The 25,402-nt window shown below is 47.2% G+C and carries 18 protein-coding genes and 2 tRNA genes; 4 read left to right on the plus strand and 16 right to left on the minus strand.

Going from position 1 to position 25,402, the window contains the following annotated elements:
• Positions 1–6: 6 nt before the first annotated feature.
• Genes CIK89_RS05935 through CIK89_RS05945 form a run of 3 tightly spaced genes read left to right on the plus strand, consistent with a single transcriptional unit; the run spans position 7 to position 2,566 of the window.
• On the plus strand, positions 7–483 hold the full coding sequence (locus tag CIK89_RS05935; RefSeq protein ID WP_144007245.1) for a hypothetical protein: 477 nt from the start codon (positions 7–9) through the stop codon (positions 481–483).
• Positions 484–525: 42 nt separating this feature from the next.
• Entirely contained in the window at positions 526–1,758 is a 1,233-nt protein-coding gene (gene uxuA / locus CIK89_RS05940) for a mannonate dehydratase (RefSeq protein WP_094390485.1), read from the plus strand.
• On the plus strand, positions 1,751–2,566 hold the full coding sequence (locus tag CIK89_RS05945) for an SDR family oxidoreductase (RefSeq protein ID WP_094390486.1): 816 nt from the start codon (positions 1,751–1,753) through the stop codon (positions 2,564–2,566). Before uxuA ends, CIK89_RS05945 begins: the two co-directional genes overlap by 8 nt.
• A gap of 176 nt (positions 2,567–2,742) precedes the next feature.
• Here the strand turns inward: CIK89_RS05945 and CIK89_RS05950 are convergent, their stop codons facing one another.
• Genes CIK89_RS05950 through CIK89_RS05960 form a run of 3 tightly spaced genes read right to left on the minus strand, consistent with a single transcriptional unit; the run spans position 2,743 to position 5,361 of the window.
• On the minus strand, positions 2,743–3,501 hold the full coding sequence (locus tag CIK89_RS05950; RefSeq protein ID WP_094390487.1) for an MBL fold metallo-hydrolase: 759 nt from the start codon (positions 3,499–3,501) through the stop codon (positions 2,743–2,745).
• Complete coding sequence (gene murB / locus CIK89_RS05955; RefSeq protein ID WP_094390488.1) at positions 3,498–4,499, minus strand: UDP-N-acetylmuramate dehydrogenase; 1,002 nt, start codon at positions 4,497–4,499, stop codon at positions 3,498–3,500. Before murB ends, CIK89_RS05950 begins: the two co-directional genes overlap by 4 nt.
• A gap of 19 nt (positions 4,500–4,518) precedes the next feature.
• Positions 4,519–5,361 (minus strand): DUF4348 domain-containing protein, encoded by an 843-nt coding sequence (locus CIK89_RS05960; RefSeq protein ID WP_254046626.1) that lies wholly within the window; start codon positions 5,359–5,361, stop codon positions 4,519–4,521.
• 127 nt (positions 5,362–5,488) lie between these two features.
• Between CIK89_RS05960 and pheS the strand changes: the two genes are divergently transcribed.
• Positions 5,489–6,526: a phenylalanine--tRNA ligase subunit alpha gene (pheS, locus tag CIK89_RS05965; RefSeq protein ID WP_094390506.1), complete on the plus strand. Its 1,038-nt coding sequence runs from the start codon at positions 5,489–5,491 to the stop codon at positions 6,524–6,526.
• Positions 6,527–6,973: 447 nt separating this feature from the next.
• On the opposite strand, the gene CIK89_RS05970 is transcribed toward pheS, so the two are convergent.
• The 13 genes from CIK89_RS05970 to rplT form a co-directional block, all read right to left on the minus strand.
• Positions 6,974–7,048 (minus strand) — tRNA-Glu (locus CIK89_RS05970).
• 31 nt (positions 7,049–7,079) lie between these two features.
• Positions 7,080–7,166: transfer RNA gene (locus tag CIK89_RS05975), tRNA-Ser, on the minus strand.
• Positions 7,167–7,365: 199 nt separating this feature from the next.
• A complete protein-coding gene (locus CIK89_RS05980) occupies positions 7,366–8,337 on the minus strand; it encodes a zinc ribbon domain-containing protein (RefSeq protein ID WP_173824956.1) in 972 nt (323 codons plus the stop codon).
• On the minus strand, positions 8,318–10,144 hold the full coding sequence (locus tag CIK89_RS05985) for a U32 family peptidase (protein ID WP_094390490.1): 1,827 nt from the start codon (positions 10,142–10,144) through the stop codon (positions 8,318–8,320). The genes CIK89_RS05980 and CIK89_RS05985 overlap by 20 nt, the downstream gene beginning before the upstream one ends.
• On the minus strand, positions 10,141–11,058 hold the full coding sequence (gene metA, locus CIK89_RS05990) for a homoserine O-succinyltransferase (protein WP_094390491.1): 918 nt from the start codon (positions 11,056–11,058) through the stop codon (positions 10,141–10,143). Before metA ends, CIK89_RS05985 begins: the two co-directional genes overlap by 4 nt.
• 60 nt (positions 11,059–11,118) lie before the next feature.
• Positions 11,119–11,874 (minus strand): PP2C family serine/threonine-protein phosphatase, encoded by a 756-nt coding sequence (locus tag CIK89_RS05995; RefSeq protein WP_094390492.1) that lies wholly within the window; start codon positions 11,872–11,874, stop codon positions 11,119–11,121.
• Between the two features lie 34 nt (positions 11,875–11,908).
• Entirely contained in the window at positions 11,909–12,499 is a 591-nt protein-coding gene (locus CIK89_RS06000; protein WP_094390493.1) for an FHA domain-containing protein, read from the minus strand.
• A gap of 50 nt (positions 12,500–12,549) precedes the next feature.
• Positions 12,550–15,858: an AAA family ATPase gene (locus CIK89_RS06005; RefSeq protein WP_094390494.1), complete on the minus strand. Its 3,309-nt coding sequence runs from the start codon at positions 15,856–15,858 to the stop codon at positions 12,550–12,552.
• Positions 15,859–15,860: 2 nt separating this feature from the next.
• Positions 15,861–18,824: a protein kinase gene (locus CIK89_RS06010; protein ID WP_094390495.1), complete on the minus strand. Its 2,964-nt coding sequence runs from the start codon at positions 18,822–18,824 to the stop codon at positions 15,861–15,863.
• Positions 18,821–19,762, minus strand: a complete 942-nt coding sequence (locus tag CIK89_RS06015) for a zinc ribbon domain-containing protein (RefSeq protein WP_094390496.1) — start codon at positions 19,760–19,762, stop codon at positions 18,821–18,823. Before CIK89_RS06015 ends, CIK89_RS06010 begins: the two co-directional genes overlap by 4 nt.
• 132 nt (positions 19,763–19,894) lie before the next feature.
• The gene (locus tag CIK89_RS06020; protein ID WP_094390497.1) at positions 19,895–21,934 is read right to left on the minus strand and encodes a M13 family metallopeptidase; all 2,040 of its coding nucleotides are present in this window, start codon (positions 21,932–21,934) and stop codon (positions 19,895–19,897) included.
• A gap of 21 nt (positions 21,935–21,955) precedes the next feature.
• A complete protein-coding gene (gene abc-f, locus CIK89_RS06025) occupies positions 21,956–23,896 on the minus strand; it encodes a ribosomal protection-like ABC-F family protein (protein WP_094390498.1) in 1,941 nt (646 codons plus the stop codon).
• Between the two features lie 1,129 nt (positions 23,897–25,025).
• Positions 25,026–25,370 carry a 50S ribosomal protein L20 gene (gene rplT / locus CIK89_RS06030; protein WP_094390499.1) on the minus strand — a complete coding sequence of 115 codons (345 nt, stop codon included), beginning with the start codon at positions 25,368–25,370 and terminating at the stop codon, positions 25,026–25,028.
• Positions 25,371–25,402: the final 32 nt, after the last annotated feature.

The raw sequence follows: 25,402 nt of genomic DNA on the forward strand, positions 1-25,402 counted from the left end.
TTATATATGAAGAAGTTATTTATTGTACTAATGATGGCTTTCTGTGCTAATGCGCAAGCACAGGAGATCTTCAACGAGATTAAACACAAAGCCTTCGATGCTGTGAGCAACGAACAGACTTTGCCAATCATGAAACAGATCAATCAGTTTAAACTCGATGCGCTCAATTATCTTGCAATAAGCATGCAGGAACAGATGCCAGACGCACCAGTACTCTATCTTGACGAACAGGCATTAGGACTGAACAATTTCATTACAGCATATATCATGCAACTGGTAAAAATGAATAATATGCCCGATGCTGCACAAGTGAAGATCACCAAGATTTTTATCGATGCCTCCGTGTCAAACCCGCTCTTCAACGACAAGGAAGAAGAACCTGCACACAGCTATCTAAACAATGCCAGCAGCATCACACGATTCTCACTCGATACCGACTGGCCTCGGGCTTTGGCTGCTGTTCAAGCACAACTGAAAGACTAACATTACCCAAAAACTAACAATAACAAAAACAGATCAACAACTATGGAAAGAACATGGAGATGGTTTGGCAAAAACGATAAGATAACGCTTGCCATGCTAAAACAAATCGGTGTGGAAGGCATCGTAACTGCTCTTCACGACGTACCTCTTGGTGAAGTTTGGACCAGGAAAAAAATCAAAGAACTCCGCGAATATATCGAAAGCTACGGCATGCGATGGAGCGTCGTGGAATCATTACCCGTGGTAGAGACTATCAAATACGGAGGTCCTGACCGTGACCAACAGATAGAAATCTATAAGGAATCGCTCCGCAACCTATCGGCTGAAGGCATCCATACCATCTGTTACAACTTCATGCCCGTACTCGACTGGGCTCGTACAGACTTGCTTCACGCGAATCCTAACGGTTCGTCAAACCTATTCTTCTCTTATGCAGAATTTGCCTATTTCGATATTTATATACTCAAAAGACAAGGCGCACGCGAAGAATGGGCACGCTTCCAATTCCCAGCTGGCGTAGGTGAAGGACGTAACGTACTGGAAGAGGCTGATGCGCTCGCCAAAACCATGACTCCAGAGAAAGACCATCAACTGGTAGAAAACATCGTTATCAAAACGCAAGGTTTTGTAAGTGGCAACTTCAAAGAGGGCGACGAACACCCCCTCGAACTCTTCCACCAGTTGCTCGCAAACTATGATGGTATTGACAAGAATCAACTGAGGGAAAACATGAAATACTTCCTCAACGCTATCATGCCTACCTGCGAAGAGTGTGATATGAACATGTGTGTGCATCCTGACGATCCCCCCATCGAGATTCTCGGCCTCCCACGCATCGTACGCACCCAAGAAGATATCCAATGGTTCCTTGATGCTGTTCCTAACAAGCACAACGGACTGACCTTCTGCGCTGGGAGTCTCTCTGCTGGCGCTTATAACAATGTGGTGGAGATGGCACGTAAATTTGCACCACGCACCCATTTCGTACACCTCCGCTCTTGTCATATCTTCCCCAATGGCGACTTTACAGAAGCCTCACACCTTGGAGGACGTGCCGATATCATCGAACTGGCACGTATTTTCGAACAAGAGAATCCTGCGTTGCCCATGCGTGTGGATCACGGCATGACAATGCTTGGCGACGAGACTAAAGGTTATAATGCAGGCTACTCGTTCCTCGGACGTATGTTTGCCATGGGACAAGTACAAGGCATTCTCGCCACCGTTGACCGTGAATTAGGAATAGAATACAAACAACCCGGATTTTATGAATAACAACCTTTTCAACATTAAAGACAACGTTGTTGTCATCACAGGCGGAACAGGCGTTCTTGGACGTGCCATCGCTAAGTATCTGGCCCTTGAAGGAGCCAAAGTCATCATCCTCGGCCGTAAGGAAGAGGTTGGACAGAAAATTGCTTCTGACATCTGCGAAGCAGGTGGCGTGTGTGAGTTTATGAAAACTGACGTCATGAACCAAGAGGTCGTTCAGCAAAACTGCGACGACATCATGCGTAAATACGGACGTATCGACACTCTCCTAAATGCTGCGGGAGGTAATATGCCGGGCGCTACCATCGCTCCCGATAAAACCTTCTTCGACCTCGATGCCTCACAGTTCCAGACTGTTCTCAATCTGAACCTCACAGGAACGGTCATCCCCACCCAAGTATTTCTTCGTCCCATGGTAGCTCAGGGAAAAGGTAGCATCATCAACTTCTCTTCGATGGCTGCTTTCCGTCCCATGACTCGCGTATGTGGTTATGCTGCTGCCAAGGCTGGTATCAGCAATTTCACAGCATATATGGCAACAGAATGTGCCAAGAAGTTTGGCGAAGGAATTCGCGTCAACGCCATTGCTCCCGGTTTCTTCATTACCGAACAGAACCGTGCTTTGTTGACCAATCCCGATGGTACCTTCACACAGCGTGGTCAGGATGTGATTCGTCAGACTCCCTTCGGCCGCATGGGTGATCCTGAAGAACTCTGTGGCACAATCCACTATCTGATGTCAGAAGCTGCAAAATTCGTCACCGGTACCGTTGCTGTTGTTGACGGAGGTTTTAATGCTTTTGCCATGTAAGTTCCAAACAATACATCATACTCCAAAGGAGAGCCACACCTCGTGTGACTCTCTTTCTTTTTCCAGAAAGTTTTAGTATTCCTTATAAATTTTCTATGTATTATTATAAAAAGAGAGTTAGGATTACGGCATAAGACAAAAGAAGATTCTCAAGGCAGAGAACCTCCTGCGACTCATTATATGTTGACCACAAGTCCATCGTATGCCATGCGAATATGAGGAGGCAAGATATTATTGACCTCATCATGTTTTCCGATGCTATGTGCCGCATGAGTAAGCCATGTTTGACGTGCTCCTATCTTTTTCGCAAATGCCACCGCTTCAGCAAGCGTCTGGTGTGAATGATGCGGAGTACGGCGAAGCGCGTTAACCACCAGCACTTCAGTTCCTTTCAGATATTCCAATTCACTATCTGCAATGGTTTTCATATCTGTAATATATGTCAATCCACCAATCCGATAACCTAAAATGGGCAAGTCGTGATGCATCACCTGTATCGGCATGATATCAATACCGTTGATGTTAAACACCTCATGAGGATGAATCTCATGAAGTCTGATAACAGGAGTATTGGGATAGCGATGTTCTTCAAAACAATATGGAAGCATCTTCAATAACGATTGACGTGCATTAGGGTCCGCATAGACGTTCACCTCTCCAAACTGACAGAAAGGCCTGACATCATCAAGTCCTCCTACATGGTCATAGTGGGCATGGGTGATAAGGATTCCATCTATCCGACTGAATGGCAAGGGCATAATCTGTTGACGGAAGTCTGGCCCACAGTCGATAAGCAAGCGTGTGTCTCCCTCCTCTAACAGCGCCGAACATCTCAACCTTTTATCATGTGGATCTTGACTGCTACAGGTAGGACATTGGCATCCAATGGTAGGAACGCCACACGATGTTCCTGTACCGAGGAAGGTTATTTTCATATAATATTCACTTCTGGTTTGATGGTTATTCCGAATTTTTCTTTCACATCACGCTGGATCATCCGGCAAAGATCAACAATCTCCTGACCGGTAGCATTACCACGATTCACCAACACTAAGGCCTGACGATCGTGAACGCCTGCATGTCCTACGGTACGTCCCTTCCATCCACATTGGTCTATCATCCATCCTGCAGGAATCTTCTCGTGATTTGCATCGATGGTATAGTGTGGCATATTCTCATATTGTGATGCCAAAGCCTCATATTGTGATCGTTCCACAATGGGATTCATGAAGAAACTTCCTGCATTTCCCATAACAGCAGGATCAGGCAGTTTCTCTTGTCGTATGCCGATGATGACCTCTCTCAATTGACTTGCTGTGAGATGAGTCATGTTTCGCCTCTCAAGTTCGCTGCGAATGTTACCATAATCGAGTTTAGGTTGAAAATCTCTTTGGGTACGATAGGTCACATGGGTGATCAGATATTGATTCTTCCATTCTCCTTTAAACCGACTCTGACGATATGCGTACCGACAAGCAGCAGCATCAATGAGCTGTAACGCTCCCGAAGCGATCTCGATGGCTTCAATGGTCTCTATAAAGTCTTTCACCTCAACACCATAGGCACCGATGTTCTGTACCGCGCTGGCACCCACATCACCTGGAATCCACGAGAGATTCTCCATGCCGTAATATCCATGCTTCACACTATAATCTACTACATCATCCCATACCTCGCCGCTTCCACAGCGTAGGGTGTCCTTCTGTGGTGTTATGCCTTTGATGGCTGAGCGCACGACAATGCCTTTGAAATCCTGTGTCAACAGGAGATTACTTCCACCTCCAATAATCAGAAAAGGTTGGGCTGACTGACGAAGAATGTCGGCCACAGCTTTTGCTTCATCGGCAGTCGAATATTCCAAGAAGCGGTCACAACGGGCTTCAATACCAAAGGTATTGTGCTGCTTCAAACTATAGTCATGAATATCTTTCATAGCGTTGTTCCTATTGATATTAGGTTGAGAGTTTAGACAGCATCCATTTTCCTCCTTCGTGTCGGAAAGTCAGTTCTGTCTCCAAACCATTAGCGATACCTCTAAGCACGAACACCTTACATTTTCCTGCTTTATGATTGGTACCATAGATAATGTTATAAATCATATCCGTAGGTAATTCAGGTGCAAAAGCTGCCCACGTATCTGGTGTTATCACTCCTTCCATCTCATTGAAGTCATCGTCAGGATCCGGTCCCACAAAATCTACCGTCTCTCGGAGATGGTGCATCTGATAGTCGGCATTAGAAGCAAAATGCTCGTAAAAGTCAAGAAACGATGCATTATGTGATTCATGCAAAGGAATGTGTATGATCTTCTGCATCATCCATCTTCCGTTAATACGGTCGAAGACATACTGTTTGATGGATTTCGAGTGAAAATATATTTTCTCCACCACAGCATGTGAGACAGAAATCTGCTTGGTTTCTTCCAATTGTTTCTCGCTGTCGAAAATCAGCGTATAGAAATCTTGTCGCATGAAGAAATTCTCCATATGCCATTTGCTTTTAGGCAACAATTCAATATCGTCTCCACGTACGACAGGTAGTGGAAACTTAATACGGCTGTATTGTAATTTCCTATTGGCGGCGAAATTGAATACAAAATCATCAAACAGCTCATCAGCCGCTTTTGGCATCGGCTCCTCTTCGATTGCCTTCATCTCGTTGTCAGCAACTGTAGAGTCAACAGTCGCAGTAGTGTCAGCAACCGTTTCTTCGGTAGATTCTACCGTTTTGTTACCCTGGCAACCAGCCAGCAAACAGACCATAACATAAAACGCAATCCAATATCGTTTCATCATTGACCTCCATCTATTTTATAAACTTCTCTCAATTTTTCGGCAAAGGTACAAAAAACTCCCAACTCCTAATCCATAATTCTTATTTTTTTTATACCTTTGCAGAAAATTTAGTTTTATATCAATGATTATGATACTCGACAAGATAAACCAACTCTTAGACGAAGTGCGGCAAATGACGGCCGCCAACGCAGAAGAGGTAGAGCAGTTACGACTGAAATACCTCAGCAAGAAAGGTGCCATTACAGCTTTGATGAACGATTTCCGCAATGTTCCAGCCGACCAGAAAAAGACTGTGGGCATGAAAATCAACGAACTCAAGCAAATAGCACAGGAGCGCATCAACCAACTCAAGACTGATACCGAAACAGTAGAATGCGATGCGCAACATATCGACCTCACACGCACACCCTACCCCATCGGATTGGGTACACGTCATCCGCTCACTATTGTTACCAACGAGATTATCGACATCTTCTCGCGTATGGGATTTGTATTAGCCGATGGACCTGAAGTAGAGGACGACCTCCACGTGTTCACCCGTATGAACTTTGCTGCAGACCATCCTGCACGTGACATGCAAGATACTTTCTTTGTGTCACAACATCCTAACGATGTCACCAAAAATATCCTGCTCCGTTCCCATACCTCAAGTGTACAGGCTCGCGTGATGGAGACTACCCAGCCTCCTATCCGCATCATCTGCCCCGGACGCGTATATCGTAACGAGGCCATTACCGCCCGTGCTCATTGTTTCTTCCATCAGGTAGAAGGATTGTATATCGACAAGAACGTATCGTTTACCGACCTCAAGCAGGTATTGTTGTCCTTTGCACGTGAAATGTTTGGTGCAGATACCAAGATACGTCTTCGTCCAAGCTATTTCCCATTTACCGAGCCCAGCGCTGAGATGGACATCTCTTGCTTCATCTGTGGCGGCGAAGGCTGCGGATTCTGCAAGCACACAGGATGGGTAGAGATTCTCGGTTGTGGTATGGTCGATCCCAATGTTCTCGAACAATGCGGTATTGATTCAAGCGTTTATAGCGGCTATGCCTTTGGTATGGGTGTTGAACGCATTACCAACTTAAAATACCAGGTAAGCGACCTCCGCATGTTCTCTGAGAACGACGTCCGCTTCCTCCAAGAATTCGAGTCAGCCGACTAATTTCATCACACCGACATATTCAAGAAGGCTCCTGTCATCAGCGAGCCTTCTTTTTTGTTGCTATACTCAACCATAGTCTTTCGTCTGTACGGCAAAGTTCTAACCGTTTCAAGGCTCCATGAAAATTACTTTTGCGCCACAAGAATAATCATTCCAATCATTCAAACAAAAGTATCATCCTCTCCTTATAGGAATAATACGGATAGAGGTAGTAGTCTTACGCTTCTCAAACCATAATCAACAGAAAGGTTGAACAGCTATAGAATGTAGAAAAGAAAGACCATATTCGATAAGAAATAATCTGTTAGGGAACTTTCCGAAAAATTGCGCGTTCTAGATTTACTTTTTTTACACGGCATCACCATAAGAGACTAATCTGCAAAAGGTGTCACACATACTACTTTTGAACAAAAAAAACAGCGTAAATACATCATTTACGCTGCTTGTTGGTAGTCGATAGGGGAATCGAACCCCTATGCCAAGATTGAGAATCTTGTATCCTAACCATTAGATGAATCGACCATTATTCTTTTGTCTTTTTAGGAAAGCCCAGCGGAAGCTGGGGGATTCGAACCCCCGGTACGGTAACCCGCACGGCAGTTTAGCAAACTGCTGGTTTCAGCCACTCACCCAAACTTCCTAACCGGTTGTTCTTTCTTAACCTTAGGCGTTTTCTCTCAAACGCGGTGCAAAGGTACTACATATTTTTGAGAACACCAAACATTTTGAAAAATTTTTCTGATTTTTTCTGCATTATGCCCATTTTTTCTGCTTTTCCACCGCAAACCCTACCCTCTTGAGCCTATATATTGACGATTCTTGAGTTTTCCGCACATCCCTTAGACATTCTCCACCCCACACTTCGGACAGATACCTTTGCGATACATCCTTGCGCCACAATTGCCACAAACATACCGATAATGCGAATACCGGAAATAGCGCCACAGGGCAAAGATGATATAGACAACAAGAAATAGGAAACCTATATAATATAAGGTAGTGATGCTGAAAAGAACATAATCGACTGCACATACTCCAGCAAGTCCGCATAAGTAAAGCAACCCTTCAGAAGGCTCCAAACGATGCACTACATCATCTATCGTCGCCACACCTACGATAAGGATGGCCCATACGGAGGCAATAAAGAGTGCAAGGAACCACGGTAGCGAAAACGGGTTGAGCGAAGGGTGATAATAGAAATGTCGCCACGATTCGGGACTGAACATCTGTATGGATGCATAGAGCGTTGCAGAAGAGGCGATGAGTATGCACAACAATGTAGGATAGAACGAATCAATATCGTTGAAATGAACTATACGCGCATTATGGCGCATCAAACGACGAAGACCGTATGCCACTACGACAACAACCAATAATGCCAGGAATAGCAACAGGTGGGTATCTGAAAAGAAATCTATAAACTGGGAAATGGGGTCGTTGGGCGATACGCAAGGCAACATCTCGCTCTCACGAATCCATCCCTGTGTCATCTGGTCGCGCGCCACCTTCACCCATACGGAATCTATCGTATCTGACGAGATGGTCTTGATGTCGGCCACAACAAGGGGATCGCCTTTCGACACATATAGCGTATCGAAAGCCTGAGATCCTGCCTCATCGGAAATGGGCATCTGGCTGGCCTTAACCACGAAGTTATAGTTCTGAGAATAATGATGGGTAGTAAAGAACGACAAGGAGTCTATCTGACGCTCGGTAAGGTCCCATGCGTCAGGCGAAACAGGTCCATGGTTGTAACAGGCAGACAACAACAGGACGATCACACACAACAGGCTATTTTTCACTTTCTCCATAGACATTCATCTGACAATGACGACAATCAAACTCTAAACGAAACCTACGACCATCAGACAATCGCAGAAACAAGGGTTCCCTCCAATGGGCCTTTGTCCCGCCATGTTTCACACAACCGCCAAGCGCATAGCGCAGACAATGGCGACATTGCATCAACAAGGAAGCCTTCTGTCGTGATGACTGGAGTTCGAATGCTTGTTCGGAAGGATGAAGCCCTTGTGAGATATAAAAGTCGCGTGCCTTTGCGTTGGAGATATTATACAGATAGTCATACGGATAAAGGGCCGACACAGACGCGGGAATGTGGGCCGGTAAAACTTTAGACTGACCATCCGCTTGAGGAGTGGACGTCATGAGTTTTTCGACAAGACGCCTGCGCAGATCTGCGAGGAAACTGCTGGGGATGAAATAATTGAAATCATCACTCATCTCCACCTGCTCGCAAAGATAGGGCGTTCCTCCGAGTTTCGAGAGTTGCCTGACGATATTGTCGCGTTGTGGTTTCTCTGAAGCCTGATGCTCACAGGCAATACCTACCGAAACCTCGCCAACCGAGAGATTAAAGCCCTGTTCGTCGGCTGCCAACCGCATGATGATGGGAATCTTGCGTTCTGCACTCGGACGAGAGAGTAGTTTTTCAAATTCCTGGTCGTTATTACGATAGAGTGCCATTCCTGGACGAAGATTCCGAGGCATCTTTTGAGGATAGAGTCTGTTGCCTTCCGCTCGGTTGACACGGAATCCTTCCAGTTCGCGGTCTCCCGTAATGAAACACAATCCGTCACCATTGGCAAATGCAGCAGTTCCTGCAACATTAAAGGAGTTGTTGCGTATCTCTTTCACATATCCCACATACTCGCCCATGGCCTTTGGTGTATCGGGAGAGAAGATGTCTGGTTGGCGTCCATTCAGGAAATAATGTGTAAAACCACGGTTAAAGGTCTTTTTCAGATTGGGTGTGAAGGTATAGCTGCACGTTCCCTTCGAAGCGCGGCAATAGCGATCAGGCTGATTGGCAACAATCTTATTGAGGCGAAGGTTATAGGCAGCCACGACATTTTTTACATAGGTGACATCCTTCAACCTTCCTTCTATCTTGAATGAGGTGGCTCCTGCTTCGACGAGTTGATCGAGCACATCCGCCTGATTGAGGTCTTTCAACGACAAGAGGTGGCGCTGGTGTTCGATTTCGCGTCCTTCTGCATCGACAAGGTCGAATTTCATACGACAGAACTGCGCACACGCTCCACGGTTGGCAGAACGTCCGAAACAGTATTGCGACGCATAGCAGATACCGCTATAGCTGACACACAAGGCTCCATGAACAAACACTTCGAGTTCGACATCTGGCACAGCCTCATGGATGCTTCTGATTTCCTCTACCGATAGTTCGCGTGCCAAGACCACCCGTTGAAATCCCAATTCTGCCAGCCATTTCACCTTATCTGCCGTACGATTGTCGGTCTGTGTTGAGGCATGAAGCGCTATAGGAGGCAACTGGAGTTTGAGCAGTCCCATATCTTGTACGAGAATGGCATCAACCCCCACCCCATGGAGTTCGCGGATAAGTGAGAGCGTGTCGTCGAGTTCACCATCATAAATAATGGTGTTGACCGTCACATAGACTTTTGCACCAAACAGATGGGCATAGTCGCACAACTGTCTGATGTCGTCCACACTATTTCCCACAGCAGCCCTTGCTCCGAAACGTGATGCTCCGATATATACGGCATCGGCCCCATGGTCAATAGCAGCAATACCGCAGGCAAGGTTCTTGGCAGGTGCCAGCAGTTCCAGTTTTCTCATCGTATAGTATTGATATCGAACGGTGTTGCTTGATATACGTAATAGTTGATCCAATTGTTATAAAACAGATTGGCGTGGGCCCTCCATGTGACAAGGGGCTCATTGGATGGATTATTGTCTTTATAATAGTTCTTGGGCAAATCCACATCGTCACGTATGCCACAGTCTCGTCGATACTCCTTGTCAAGAGTATTGGGAGCATATTCCAGATGGCCGGTAATAAAGAATTCTCTACCCTCTCGCGCCATCACAATACTCACTCCGCTTTCCGGTGATTCGGCAATCAGACTCAGCTCATGCTGCTTTTCTATGTCTTCGCGATGAATCTCGGTATGTCGGCTATGCGGCATCTGAAACACATCGTCAAAGCCTCGGAAGATAGGGAGCTTGGACTGTAATGTATGTTGGGGGAATACGCCAAACATTTTCTTGGGCAACTGGTATTTCGGCACTCCGTAATGGTAGTACAATCCCGCCTGCGCAGCCCAGCAGATATATAATGTACTAGTCACGTGCGTACGTGCCCATGAGAATATTTCTGTCATTTCATCCCAATAGGTGACATCTTCAAAATCAAGAGTCTCGACGGGTGCACCGGTAATAATCATGCCATCATAACGCTCCTTGCGCATCTGCTGGAAATCTCTGTAGAACATCATCATGTGTTCGATTGGGGTGTTCTTTGGCGTGTGGCTTCTGAGTTTCATGAAGCTCACTTCCAACTGCAAAGGTGTATTTGAAAGCAGACGGATCAAGTCTGTCTCAGTAGTTATCTTCAATGGCATCAGATTGAGAATCACAATCTTCAACGGGCGGATATCCTGCATGTGGGCGCGTGAATCGTCCATCACAAAAATGTTTTCCTTTTTCAGCAACTCTATTGCCGGTAATTGATCTGGTAATTTTAAAGGCATGTTTCTTTCAGTTTACTTTTTCAACACAATCTTTTTCAATACAATCTTTTTTATATATCCTCAATGGCTCTCAGCAACAGCAACAACACAAGCCGACACGTTGTCGAAACCTCCGGCTGTGATAGCTGCCTCACACAAAGCGTTGGCATCCTTCCCTTCATTGAGTAATTTTTCTATATGTTCATCATCTACCATATCGCTGAGTCCGTCAGAACACAACAGGAAGGTACAACCAGCTTTTACATCATTGGTAAACTCGGTAAAGTCGAGAAACGAGGTGCTACATCCTGCTCCGATACAGTTGGTGATGACGTTGGAATGGCGTTTTACACCAGTCATTACGTTCAGACTGTGGTCTGTCGTGATTTGCTTCAGTTTACCATCTGACAGCATATACAGACGACTGTCTCCGCAGTTCATCCAGAAATAGTTTCCTTCGTAATATAGTATTCCAACGAGTGTGGTACCCATTTCCTGAAGCGTGCGGTCTTCAACACCACGCGAAGAGATGATCTTATTGATGGAAACGAGCCACTCCACCATAGCTTCACACAAGGCACCTTCGCTCAGATGTGCAGGTAGGTCGTGGATGAAGAAATGTAGGTTTCTTAGCGTCTCCTCGCTGGCAACTTCTCCGGCATTATGTCCGCCCATTCCGTCTGCCAAAGCCACAATAAAACGATCCTTGTTTTCTGTAAAGAACTGCAAGTCACAGGCCTCACTCCTTACATACTTGTTTTCCACCAGAATCATATCCTCATTATTGCTTCGAATACATCCGACACGACTCGATGCAGTTATCGTTATCTTACTCATATCTTATCTTATCTTATCTTATCTTATCTTATCATTATTTTATACTTACTTGTAAACTGACATTTGCTATGGTCAGAATATCTCCATTCTTAACAGACATCGGCACATCGGGCAACAGATCCCGTTGGTTCAGCTTCGTTCCGTTTGAAGAATGCTTGTCTATGACACACCATCCAGAATCTTGTTTGAAGAGCAGTTGGGCATGAACACCCGATACATACATGTTGTTGCTGAAGAATTTTGCGTATGGACCTTGGCGGCGTCCTATGACAGCCCCGTTCACTCCTACGATACGGATGGCCAAAGAAGAGTTGTATAACAACAGCATGGGCATTCCCTTGATTTGCGGGACATCGTTGGGAATTGTTTCCATATTGCCCTTCGTTGCCTGACCGATGCTTACCGACTGGCTGACAAACGACGTTGACAAGGAGGTCATATTATTGCGCTTTTCCCGCTTCTTCTGTAATTCATCGTAACTGATCATCAGACCGCCACAATGGGTACAGCGATGACCCAGTCCTACCCTACCACAACTGCTGCAATAGAGTAATGCCTGACCACATTGATCGCAGAAGCGCGAATCGTCGTCAATCTCTTCTTTACAATTAGGACATATTATCATAATTTCTTTTCTACGTAGATTCTTATTTTATTTGCAATTCCCCTCACGACCTACACGTCACAGATGTCTTCTGGCATAATGGTCTGATAGGTTTCTTTGGTCACCTCCTGCATACCGCTGACTCTGACGGAGAGTTGCTGGATGGTTGCATCGAGCAGGTTGCGCATTTCTCGTGCATTACCGAAATTCTGATCCTTCGATACCACTTTTCTGCAGATCAGGTCCATCAACTTAAATTCAGCTGCTGGCGACAAGGTGTAATTGTCTTTCTGTGCCATCTTCTTGAAAATGGCCTGCAACTCGTCTTCATTATAGTCGTCTATCTGCATCTTATGTGTGAAACGGCTGGCAAGACCTGGATTGGTCATCATGAAATTTTCCATCTGATCCTTATAGCCTGCAGCAATAACCACAAACTTGCCACGGTCGTCTTCCATCCGTTTCATCAACGTATCGATGGCTTCCTTACCATACTGGTCGTTTTCTGCCGATAGCGTATAGGCTTCGTCGATAAACAGGATGCCGCCCATGGCTTTGTCACACATATTATTGACGATCTTGGGAGTCTCGCCCATGTATTTTCCTACCAACGTGGCACGACTCACTTCCACCACGTGACTTGTCGGGAGAATCTCCATGCTTTGCAACACTTCTCCCATCTTACGGGCGATAGTGGTCTTTCCCGTTCCGGGATTACCCATCAGGATGAAGTTCATAGACATCTGCTGCACTTTTCCTGCGCCCATGGCGGCACGTTGCTTCATGAACATGCTCTGTACTGCCAGACGACGGATCATGTTCTTGACCGAACGCATGCCCACAAACTCGTCCAGTTCTGACAATACTTCGTCCAATGGGCGTGCTTGCTCGTTACGTCCGTCTGCCAAATCGTCTTCCACGATTTTGAACATATCTTCCTGATTGAAATTCGGATCGCTCATCTGTTTCATCAGGCGCTGGCATTGTTTCTCTACTGCCGAGTCGAAAAGGCGGCGTGCCTCTCGCGCATTACCGAAATTCTTATCCCGTCGCAGATACATCTGCTCAAACTGCCGGTGAATGGCGTTGGTGGTTGATGCATCGATGGTGAATTTCTTTGCCGTCGCCATATTGATGAATATCTGCGTCAACTCATCAGGCGTATAATCGTCGAAATGGATGGTCTGGGTAAAACGACTCTTCAGTCCGGGGTTAGAACTGATGAAATCATGCATCTGGTCCGTATATCCGGCAACAATACAGATGAACTTTCCACGGTCATCCTCCAAACGCTTCAACAGGGTGTCTATGGCTTCACTACCGAATGTGTCGGCATCGCTGGTCTTGAGCGTATAGGCCTCGTCGATAAACAATACGCCTCCCAAGGCTGAATCGATCACCTGGTTGGTCTTAATAGCTGTCTGTCCGGAATAGCCCGCTACGAGTTTGCTGCGGTCGGCTTCTACAAGCTGACCTTTCGACAGGATTCCGAGTGTACGAAACACATCTGCCATGATGCGAGCAACGGTAGTCTTACCGGTTCCCGGATTTCCTGTAAACACATAGTGTTTTCCCTGGAATGTATCCGTCTCTCCACGGCGAATCTGCAGATTGAGAAACGAGACAAGATTGGAAATCTCCTGTTTTACCGCAGCAAGACCCACCATGCCATGGAGCTTCTCGAGACAGTCGTCGTAGTTGACACTCTTGGGAGCCTGATAGGGAATATCCACCTGCTCTATCGTCATCAACTGCTGATTGTCGAGACTGTTGATGTCAAGGCGTTGCAGACGTTCTGCCTGACGGGTACAGATTTTGTCAAACAACTGACGCATCGTGCGGCCGTTGGCAAAATCCTTGTCGCGCGACTGATACATCTCCTTGATCATCTTGCGCGCCAATCCTTCTGCCGCCTCGCTAAATTCGTATTTCTTCTCCTTGGCAAACATGTTCATGATGTCGAAAAGTTGCTCTGGAGAGTAGTCTTCTATATTCAGGAAATAGCTGAATCGACTTCTGAAACCCACGTTGATACGGAACAGATTTTCCATCTCCGACCGATAACCTGCAGCAATAACAACAAATTTGCCGCGGTCGTCCTCCATTCGTTTCATCAGCTGTTCAAGGGCCTGCGCTCCTTGCGTGTCGCGCTCGCCCGTCTGACTGAGTGGCGCCAGCGTATAGGCTTCGTCCACGAAAAGGATGCCGCCCATGGCCTTATCACACAGGCGATCTACGATCTTCGGAGTCTCGCCCTGGTATGGACTCACCATCTTCGACCGGTCGGCTTCTACCACATGACCGCTGTCGAGATAACCTATCGACTCCAGTATCTCGCCCAGTTTCCGGGCGATGGTCGTCTTACCGGTTCCGGGATTACCCGTCAGCACGATATGTATGCCGGCTTTCTCTTGATCGCCGAGTCCCCGTTGTGCACGTTCCACACTATTCTTCACGCTATAGGCAATCTCGCGCACGGTCTTCTTGACTTCATCCATTCCGATGAAGCAGTCTAGGTCTTTGAGAATGTCATCCACAGAACGTTCTGCAGGAACATATCCTCTGATGTCACACTCCTCAACGGTATCGGCTTGGGCTCCCCTGCTGATGAAAGAGGTGAAGATATCTTCTGCGGTCTTCACGGCAAGATGTCCGTATCCGAAGGTCTCGTCCTTGATCTTCAGTTGATACTGGAAGAACCGTTGCAACTTATGATCTGCAGCCTGGGTAAAGGAGGTTATGGCGTATTTCTTCCGTAACTCCAGTTTACAGATCTCACAGAGTTCTGCATAGCCTGGTGCAGGCAACCGGAAAGTATATTTGAAGCGGTTCTGCGCCGCAGGATTATTGCTCAGGAAGTCGTCAAGTCCCTTGGGAAGTCCCGAAATGATCACGATAGGATTCTCGTTCCATTTGTCCATTTCCACAAACAACTTGTCGAGCGGGTTGACCTGATTGGAATAACGGTCTGGCAACAGTTTCTGTACGTTGTCAAAGAAGAGAATACCGTTGCGCGCCTTTTTCACATTATCGTCCCATTTATCCACAAAACGCTGGTAATCCACGGCGTCAACCATGGTCAACTTGGGTTTCTCGATAATCTTATGTTGATAGAAATAGTCGCGAATGACCTCGGCCAAGGCGGTCTTTCCCGTACCTGTCTCACCAATAATAATGGTATTGATGCTCAACCGGATATTGACAATATCCTTGCGCGATTGTAAATAGGTATAGGTATCTACTACGGTCTTCAACTGACGCTTCACCTCGTCAAGACCGACCATGCGGTCAAGCACGTGTTTTGTGGCAAGAGGTTGGCCGCACCACTTGCAGAATTTCGCTATCGAGCGATTTTCTTTATGACATTTCTCACAGACCATAATTATTCTACATCTCTTTGCAACTGATTGACAACTTTGGTAGGATTGAGCCGCCAGTTGTCCAAATCAGGATTCTTCACATTCAATAGCTTCGGACTATAGACCAGCAGTTCCATGACCATGATGAGCACCATGACAGACCACAGCAGGTAGTGGGCTACCGACTCTCCGCTGATGGAACGTATCTGATTGGAGACATCGTCCAACAGTCCGAACTTAGAACCCTTAAACCGATAACTCTTCTGTCTGAAGGTGAAGTACAAGGGTTCCAGCAGGGAGGTCTTGATGTCGTCGTCCATCACCTCGTCTATCAGGTTTCCGTCATTACGTCTTTCCTTCCGGTAGTCGGTAAAATAGCAGATGGCCATATATACGGCTGTAATGACGATTACTACCGGGACAAACATAGCGGGGGCCGTTTTCTGCGTATGCCGCAGAATGGCCACAGGAATATAGGTAGAGAAGAGTCCCAGACTTCCCCATAATGCCGAGAGCACGAATCCGAAACCGTGGAAATAGGCTCTCATGGCTATGATAAGTGCCATGATTCCTCCCACAGGCAGTACGATGGTGAGTCCGGCATGTTCCAGCAAATACTCGCGTCCGCTGATGCCGCAGACCGCCAGCATCAGAACCCACAGTACGCATAGCGCATAAAAGACCATGCGCAACATGCGTTCCTTCATATTGGCGCGGATATAATCGCCATGCACGCGTTCAAATTTCTGCGCGGTTTGTGTTTTCGCCTCACAATACCTTTTATAATAGGTCTGCGTCTGGTCTATCTCTCCTAACGCCAGGATCCATTGTTCCAGACTCCGTTCGTAACTGTATGACTCGCGGAAGTCTTCTTTCGGATTCTCGTGGTAGAAGATCGACATCCATTGCTTCAACGCACCCCGTTGGAGTTCGCCAATGAGTACTGTACGTTTCCCATACTGCTGCATCGCCTTGACATCATGCAGTTCGATACCGTCCTCCAACATATAGGTTGGACAGACGCCGAGCATCATGCAGAAGCGATAGGCTGCCGTACGGAGGTCGTAAACTCCCAGGCGTTCGGTATTCTCATCGCTCGACATGTCGAAACATGAACGTGCCATATTGATTTGTTCCATCCATCCGTGCAACTGTGCAAAATAATGGAATCGGCCGTCGGGGTCTGAGTAATCGGCTATGGCTGCCGCAAAATCCTCATCATTACTATGCTGGGTATCGTGAAGCAAAGCGAGAAGACAGGCGCCAACGGCATCTGGAGTTTGTGCTTCGCGCAGGTCGAATGCCGCGTTGCGGTCGATATTATACAACACCTTATACCCCAGCGCCTTTGAAGGCTGCTGTCCTTCTGTCATGATGCGCAACGACTCACAGGCCATGCGATCTTCGTGTGCATACATCCACGACAGCAGGCGTCCGTCGCTCAGCGCCATCCATTCGTCGTCTGTACAGTCTTCATACCCGTAGGCTCTGACGATTTCCGAGATGTTGGATGATGGATATTTCGGAAGAAACGGTATTTCGCTATCTACCTCATAGGCCAACTGGAGTATCGCCTTACGCGAGTCTAAGTGGCTGTCTTCGCGGAAATAACTTCTGAGGCGTTCAATATTAGCTGTTGAATGGCTTTCAAGATACAGGAACAGGCTGTCATTTTCGTTCTTCAGGGCCAGCGCATATTCATCGGAGGCTGCAAGTACAGAGATGACCACACTGTGAAGGTTGTCACATAGCTTGCCTCGGAGGTCCCGATACGGATAGGTAGGCTCCATGGCGTAGATGGCCGACATCAGACCTGCTGTCTGATCGACAGGATAGCGATTGCTGACGATATCCTTCAACGTAGCGCTAAGTTTTACGTTGCCACATTGTTCCAACCAACTGGTAATGTGACCGTTATAGAGATAGTTGATGGCAAGTTTCTCGTTATCTACCAACAAGGGGATGAGTTCATGCACATTATCCGCCACAAGGTTGCGCTCTGGATCTACCACGAAACTGCGATATTTCAGAAGTGGCGATGAAATATCCACGGGGACATTCTCTCCCAGGAACCAGCGCTCCACATGATCGTAGTCCCATCTGCTCTTTGGGTTGACAGCCGTCAGACCCAGTACGATCATCTTGACGCGTTCTGGCAGTTCGTTGATTCTTGGCAGACGTCCTTCGTTTTTCTTGCGCATCATCACGCGCTCATTTTGGCTGAACGGACTCTCTCCGAGCCACAGGGTCATCAAGGCGATTCCCAGCGAGTAGCTATCTACCGAAGGCGTAATCTCCACCTGGCCGTCAATCACGTCGTTATACATCTCCGGTGCTGCATAGGCAGGGGTACGCGCTTGTGTGGTCTTATGCATATCTTCATCGTCACGTATCACACTTGAGATGCCGAAGTCGCCCAGCACCAATTGCGTGTGATTCTCATCGCGGAAGAAGAAATTACTAGGTTTGATGTCTTTGTGGATGATATTGCTGTTGTGGCAATATTCCAAGGCTGCTGCGGCTTGCAGGGCAATACGTCTGAACTGATTGAAGTTACCGTCAAGGTCGTATTCTCCAAGATTACCTCCTCGCAGATATTCCATCAGTTCGTAGTCTCGGTTTTTGCCGTCAACGTATGTCTTGCCGTAATCCTGCACTTTGACAACCATTTCCATGTCAAAGTTCTGAATGATGCGCATCAACGTCTTGTTGATGCTGAAGTTGGGGTAATAGAGTTTCAGCACCTTCTCCCCTTCTCCGTCTTTCACCAGAAACACCTGTGCTTCACCAGAATGGTCGCTCAGACATTTGATATTCTGATAACATTTGCCTTTGAGAATGAAATCTCCTGTCTTTTCTTCATCGTCATTGGCAATTCTATTGGTACGAATGGTTTGGTCATCCGCCATGGCAGATGCCTGTACACGAAACGTTGCCTGTTGGACCTGTTGTGTCTGTTCCGGATTTACGATGGTCTTGTCTGTCATTTCTTATCATCTTTTATGTCGGAACTGTTCTTTTTTCCCAATACCACCCATTTGCCTCCAAGCTGTGGCTTGGCACATCCGCAAGGACTGCTGTGCATGGCGTGTTTATAGTTGCATACCCACGCGAGGCGTATGCCTTGTGGCTTGCAGGCCATAGTGTAGTTTCTGGCCATGATAGGCGACTCGGTAGGTCTGGTTGCAAGTTTTTCCAACGCTTCTGCCAGCGCCTCCATATTTTGCTGTTTCAACTGCTCCAACTGTTTATCGGTCATGCGGTTGCGCGATGGAATCACGATGTCTTCCTCAGGCATCCCCGAGTCTTTCGCGAGAAGCGTCAACACGCGTTTTCTCAACTCATCGTTCTTTTTGTCGCGCAGACGGTCTTTCTCCGTACAGGCAGGCAGGATGCTTTCCAGAAGGTTGTACTCCTTGACGATCTCTTGCAGATGGATATAATCGGGCTCTTTCTGCAATCGCTTCACCATCTCCTTGGCTTCTGCCGTCAGCGGAGTGCCGCATTTCTTGCAGAAAGCAAAATCGTTCATCGTATGACAGGTCGGACAAACCAGTCCTCCTCTCGGACTTCCACATTCGGGACAGTAGGCTTCGTTGCCGTGGAGCGCATAGCCGCAGTACGAACAAACGTCTTTGCGCACATACCGATGGCAGGTCTCACAGAAATCTGCTCCTGGGTCCATTTCTGCCCCGCAATAGGGACACGTAAGTTTTCCTATGGGTTGTCCACATTGTGCACAAAAGATGGATTCTTCTTCATTTTCTGCGCCGCAATACGGACATACTTTGACTTTGGCACGCAAGGTTAGCATTTCCGCCTGCTGCAAAACCTGATCTTCTTGGAGTTCTTGGCTTGGCAACATTTCCTGCGGACGTACTGTGCGCTGGTTTTGGTTTTTAATTGTCTGGTTATCTTCTATCATTACTACAAACGTTGTAATATTGTTGCAAAGATACTTATTTTTTTTGAAAATATACTAAAAAAACCGCTGTAAATTATCATCTACAGCGGTTTTTCTTATAATTTCTTTTTGTTAATGCCTCAAATCGGGTGTTTACCAGAGTTCCAAACGTTCTGATTTCGGAATAAACATCTTATCGCCTTCCTTGATGCCGAATGCCTCATACCACATGTCGATATGGGGAAGCGCACCATTCACACGCCAACGACTGAGGGAGTGTGGGTCGCTCTTGGTGCGGTTGCGGATTTCGGCTTCATTGATATTTCCTGCCCATACTCCTGCGTAGGCGAGGAAGAAGCGTTGCTCAGGTGTCAGTCCGTCGATCACGGGGAGGGCCTGGGTCTTGGTGGCGTTCTTCAGCGCGTAATAGGCCACCTGCAGACCGCCATGGTCGGCCAGGTTCTCACCAAGGGTCAGACGTCCGTTGGCATTCAGGTCGGGCAATACTTTGATATTGTTGAAGAATTCCACATAGCGGTCGGTACGTTCCGTAAAATTCTTCCCATCCTCAGCCTTCCACCAGTCATGCATATTACCGTCTTTGTCGTATTGTCGTCCCTGGTCGTCAAATCCATGGGTCATTTCGTGACCGATGACCACGCCGATCGCACCATAGTTGAAGGCGTCGTCTGCCTCTGGGTCAAAGAACGGGGGCTGAAGGATGCCGGCAGGGAAACAGATTTCGTTGGTGGTTGGATTATAATAGGCGTTGACGGTCTGCGGATTCATATACCAGTCGTCTTTGTCAACAGGCTTTCCTGCGGTATGGTTGATCTGCCATTTGTTCCAGAAGCGGTTACATTCCTTCATATTGTCATAATACGATTTCGACGGATCAATAGTCAGCTCGCTCATATCGGTCCATTTGTCAGGATATCCTATCTTGACATAGAAGGTGTTGAGTTTCAACAAGGCATTCACCTTGGTACTGTCGTCCATCCAGGTTTGTGCGGCAATACGCTCGCCCAGGGCGATACGGAGGTTTTCCACCAAGGTGGTCATGCGCTTCTTAGAAGAGGCGGGGAAATACTTCTCTGTATAGATCTTTCCAAGGGCCTCACCCATCACGCCTTCCACCTGCGAGGTGGCTCTGCGCCAGAGGGGATGGTTTTCCTTGCGTCCTGCCATCACCTTGCCGTAGAAATCGAAACTGGCTTGTGCGGCTTCGTCGTTCAGCAGGTTGGCGGCGCCGTTGATGATGCGCCATTCCATCCAGTCGCGGTATGCCGGAGCTGAGAGACCGGCAATCACTTTGTCGGCACCTGCCATGAAGTCGGGCTGGCCTACGACGAGTGTCTGCAGGTATTTGCTGTCTATGCCTTTGGCATTCATCAGCTGTTCCAGTTGCAGATGGGGGTATTTGCTATGAAACTCCTGGAGCGTCATCTTGTTGTAGTTGGCTTTCGGGTCACGCAGCTGGGTGTTTGATCGTGATACTTTCGCCAAAGCCATCTCTATCTTCATGACGTTCTGCATCTTCTTCTGTGCCGCACCCGTCTTGAATCCGAAGAGTCGGAACATTTTCACGATGTGGAGCTTGTACGCCTCACGGATTTTTGTCGTGGCAGGATCATTCTCCAGATAGTAGTCTTTCTGTCCGAGGGTCAGTCCGCCTTGGTTGACGCCGAGGATGTTTTGCGTAGCATTCATCTCGTCGGCTCCGATACCGGCGCCATAGAACATAGGTGCTCCTGCGGGCATCATTTCCTTTTGGATGGCAAAGAGCTGACTGGTGGTCTTGGCGGCTTCAAGGCGCTTGAGGATGGGCTGTACGGGCGAGAGTCCGTCTTTTTCTCTGCGGTCTGTATCTACAGCCATTTTGTAAAGGTCGCTTAACTTACGCTCTACCGTTCCTTCGGCATAGCTGTTCTCTTGCAGCTCCTTCAGGATGCCGTTGATGCGCTTGGTATTGTTTTCTGCCAGGCGGTCAAAACTTCCATAGCGTGAATAGGCTGCCGGCAGAGGGTTGGCTTTCATCCATCCGCCACAGGCATAAGTGAAGAAATCGTCTCCAGGACGGGCACTCTGATCCATGTCGGCCAGAGACAATCCCGATTTCAGTTGTTGCTGGGCCATCGAAGGAATGGCCATCGTTGTAACTGCCATCATTAGAAGTAATTTTTTCATTTTCATAATATTATTGATCTTTGTTCGTCATTTCGTTAATGCGTCATACGCTTCTGAGAGTTGTTCCCAGCGCTCCACTTCTTCGTCGAGGGCTGCCTTGATATTGGTATATTCGGTCACCAGTTCCATATTGGATGCCTGTGCGGGGTCCATGAGGAGTTGGTCCAACTGTTTCAGGCGGTCTTCCATCTCGCTGATCTTCTTCTCCGAAGCGGCTACGGCCTTTTCTGCCTTACTGATCTTCTTCTGCTGTTCTTTGCGTTCGGCATACGACAGGGCTGGCGATTTTTCGTCTGATTTTTTCTCTGTTGCCTTGGGCGTCTTTTCTGCCGCAGGCTTTATTTCCAACTGGCTCAGTTCGTCAATACGCTTCGACTGTAGGAAATCGTAGATGCCTCCGAGGTGTTCTCTGATGCGTCCTCCGCCAAACTCATAGACCTTGGTGACCAGGCCGTCAAGGAATTCACGGTCGTGGCTCACGATGATGGCTGTGCCGTCGAAGGCCTTGATGGCTTCCTTCAACACGTCTTTCGAGGGCATGTCGAGGTGGTTGGTGGGCTCGTCGAGGATCAACAGGTTGACGGGTTCGAGCAACAGCCGGATCATGGCCAGACGACTGCGTTCGCCGCCACTCAACACCTTCACTTTCTTGTCAGATGCTTCGCCTCCAAACATGAAAGCGCCGAGGATGTCGTTGATCTTCAGTCTGACCTCTCCTTTTGCCACACGGTCTATCGTTTCAAATACGGAGAGCGACTCGTCGAGGAGCTGGGCTTGGTTCTGTGCGAAATAGCCGATCTGTACGTTATGCCCTATCTTCAACATACCGTCGTAGGGTATCTCGCCCATGATACATTTCACGAGGGTTGACTTTCCTTCGCCGTTCTTGCCCACAAAAGCCACCTTCTCCCCTCTTTTGATGGTCAGGTTGACATGCGAGAATACGGTATGGGCGCCATAGTCTTTCCTGACGTCCTCACAGATGACGGGATAGTCGCCGCTTCGCAGACAGGGTGGGAATTTCAGGTGCATGGCGGAGTTATCCACCTCATCCACCTCGATAGGTACTATCTTCTCCAGTTGTTTCACCTTCTGCTGCACCTGTACGGCTTTGGTGGCCTGATAGCGGAAGCGCTCGATAAAGGCGCGCATCTCGGCTATCTCCTTCTGCTGGTTCTCGTAGGCACGCTGCTGTTGTTCGCGGCGTTCCTTTCTAAGCACCATATATTCATCGTAGCGCACCTTATAGTCTATGATGTGTCCACACGATATCTCTAAGGTGCGATTAGACACATGGTTGATAAAGGCGCGGTCGTGACTGACCAATACTACGGCTTTCGCACTTTGTGCAAGAAACTGCTCCAACCATTGTATCGACTCGATGTCGAGGTGGTTGGTAGGCTCGTCGAGCAACAGCACGTCGGGCTTCTGCAACAGAATCTTTGCCAGTTCGATACGCATGCGCCAACCTCCTGAGAACTCGCGTGTGGGACGATCGAAGTCTGTTCTTACAAAACCGAGACCTGTCAGGGTGCGTTCCACTTCGGCATCATTACTGTCCGCTCCCATCATCATGTAGCGGTCGTGCTCCTGCGTGAAGCGTTCCACCAGCGCCAAATAACTTTCGCTCTCGTAGTCCGTACGTTCTGCGAGTTCGCGATTGAGTTTGTCTATCAACTGTTGCTGTCGTGTGACATTGGCGAAGGCTTTCATCGCCTCTTCTTTCACGGTCGTATCATCCTGCAACACCATCACCTGTGGCAGATAGCCGATAGTGGTGTCGGAGGGCACGTTGACAGTTCCTGCCGTAGGATGCTGCAAGCCACACAGTATTTTCAAGAGCGTTGATTTACCAGCTCCGTTCTTACCCACAAGGGCAATACGGTCGCGGTCGTTGACCACAAAACTGGCATTCTGGAAGAGGGGTTTGACCCCAAACTCCACCTGTAATCCTTCTACTGATATCATTCTATTTATATTTACCATGCAAAGTTACAAAATTATTCCCGTATTCCCACCGAAAAGGTCGCACGGATTACAAGGAAATTTTTATCCACGGATTACACGGAGTACACGGAGTGTTTAGGTTATTAGGTTAGTGGTTAAAGGTTAAAGGTTAGAGTTTAAAGGTTAAAGGTTAAAGGTTAGAGATTATTTTTAAGATTTTCGTAGGATGACAAACCTCAGACTTCAGACCTCAGACTTCAGACTTCATCTTAGTTAAAGATTTTGTTCAAGATTCTAGTTTAGATTTCGAGCCGTAAGGCGATCCCCATAAAACCCCTTCCCAAAAGCGAGGTATTCGAGCGCATTATGTTTAGGATTTTTGTTTAAGATTATTATTTCCGTCTAATTCCGTCTAAATTCCGATGATAAAAAATATTTCTTGCCGTAGGCAACATCTTAAACAAGATTTCCCCCAAAGATTTCTTGCGAAGCAACCCCAAAAAATCCACGGAACACACGGAGAACACGGATTCTAGTTAAAGATTCTTGTAAAGATTATAGTTTAGATTTCGAGCCGTAGGCGATCCCCATAAAAACCCTTCCCAGAAGCGAGGTATTCGAGCGCATTTTCAGTCAGGATTTTCGTTAATGATTATATTTTTAGTTGCCTGTCGGCAAGAAATCTTAGAGGAAATCTTTGGTAAAAATCTAAGGACCTAAACGGTCCAGAAATCTATTTAAGATTCTATTTCCTTAAAATATTTCTTGCCGTAGGCAATATCTTAAACAAGATTTCCTCCAAAACATCTTGCGAAGCAATCCAAAAAACATCCGTCTAATATCCGTCTAAATTCCGATGATAAAAAATATTTCTTGCGAAGCAATATCTTAAACAGGATTTCCTCCAAAGATTTCTTGCCGTAGGCAACTAAAAAAAATCCACGGAACACACAGAACACACGGAAATTTTTTATCCACGGAACACACAGAACACACGGAAATTTTTTATCCACGGATTACACAGAACACACGGAAAAGATTATATTTTTAGTTGCCTGCCAGCAAAAGAATAAATCCGTGTGAGATAAAAAAAGCAGGAACACCTTGCGAGTATTCCTGCATTTTTTCGTTCTCTTACGAGAATAAGACTTTACTTAACCTTCTCGACGATAGCCTTGAAAGCCTCAGGGTTGTTGACAGCGAGGTCAGCAAGCACCTTACGGTTGATTTCAATACCAGCCTGAGCGAGCTTGCCCATCAGAGCAGAGTAGCTCAAACCTTCGATACGGGCAGCAGCGTTGATACGCTGAATCCACAGAGCGCGGAAATTGCGTTTCTTGTTCTTACGGTCGCGGTAAGCGTAGGTAAGACCCTTTTCCCATGTGTTCTTCGCTACTGTCCAAACATTCTTGCGGGCACCAAAGTAACCGCGAGTGAGTTTCAGAATTCTTTTACGTTTTGCTCTTGAAGCAACGTGATTTACTGATCTTGGCATAGTTTTCTTCTTACTTTAATGTTTGACAATAG

This window comes from Prevotella sp. P4-119 (assembly GCF_002251345.1).
Classification (GTDB): Bacteria; Bacteroidota; Bacteroidia; order Bacteroidales; family Bacteroidaceae; genus Prevotella.

Bases quoted from the DNA above. Each gene is read 5' to 3' on its own strand.
- CIK89_RS06010 (WP_094390495.1), bottom strand. From the start codon at position 18,824: ATGACAGACAAGACCATCGTAAATCCGGAACAGACACAACAGGTCCAA.
- CIK89_RS05985 (WP_094390490.1), bottom strand. From the start codon at position 10,144: ATGAGAAAACTGGAACTGCTGGCACCTGCCAAGAACCTTGCCTGCGGT.
- CIK89_RS05980 (WP_173824956.1), bottom strand. From the start codon at position 8,337: ATGGAGAAAGTGAAAAATAGCCTGTTGTGTGTGATCGTCCTGTTGTTG.
- CIK89_RS05960 (WP_254046626.1), bottom strand. From the start codon at position 5,361: ATGATGAAACGATATTGGATTGCGTTTTATGTTATGGTCTGTTTGCTG.
- CIK89_RS06005 (WP_094390494.1), bottom strand. From the start codon at position 15,858: ATGGTCTGTGAGAAATGTCATAAAGAAAATCGCTCGATAGCGAAATTC.
- CIK89_RS05935 (WP_144007245.1), top strand. From the start codon at position 7: ATGAAGAAGTTATTTATTGTACTAATGATGGCTTTCTGTGCTAATGCG.
- rplT (WP_094390499.1), bottom strand. From the start codon at position 25,370: ATGCCAAGATCAGTAAATCACGTTGCTTCAAGAGCAAAACGTAAAAGA.
- metA (WP_094390491.1), bottom strand. From the start codon at position 11,058: ATGCCTTTAAAATTACCAGATCAATTACCGGCAATAGAGTTGCTGAAA.
- CIK89_RS05945 (WP_094390486.1), top strand. From the start codon at position 1,751: ATGAATAACAACCTTTTCAACATTAAAGACAACGTTGTTGTCATCACA.
- CIK89_RS06020 (WP_094390497.1), bottom strand. From the start codon at position 21,934: ATGAAAATGAAAAAATTACTTCTAATGATGGCAGTTACAACGATGGCC.
- CIK89_RS05995 (WP_094390492.1), bottom strand. From the start codon at position 11,874: ATGAGTAAGATAACGATAACTGCATCGAGTCGTGTCGGATGTATTCGA.
- CIK89_RS06000 (WP_094390493.1), bottom strand. From the start codon at position 12,499: ATGATAATATGTCCTAATTGTAAAGAAGAGATTGACGACGATTCGCGC.
- CIK89_RS06015 (WP_094390496.1), bottom strand. From the start codon at position 19,762: ATGATAGAAGATAACCAGACAATTAAAAACCAAAACCAGCGCACAGTA.
- murB (WP_094390488.1), bottom strand. From the start codon at position 4,499: ATGAAAGATATTCATGACTATAGTTTGAAGCAGCACAATACCTTTGGT.
- abc-f (WP_094390498.1), bottom strand. From the start codon at position 23,896: ATGATATCAGTAGAAGGATTACAGGTGGAGTTTGGGGTCAAACCCCTC.
- CIK89_RS05950 (WP_094390487.1), bottom strand. From the start codon at position 3,501: ATGAAAATAACCTTCCTCGGTACAGGAACATCGTGTGGCGTTCCTACC.
- pheS (WP_094390506.1), top strand. From the start codon at position 5,489: ATGATACTCGACAAGATAAACCAACTCTTAGACGAAGTGCGGCAAATG.
- uxuA (WP_094390485.1), top strand. From the start codon at position 526: ATGGAAAGAACATGGAGATGGTTTGGCAAAAACGATAAGATAACGCTT.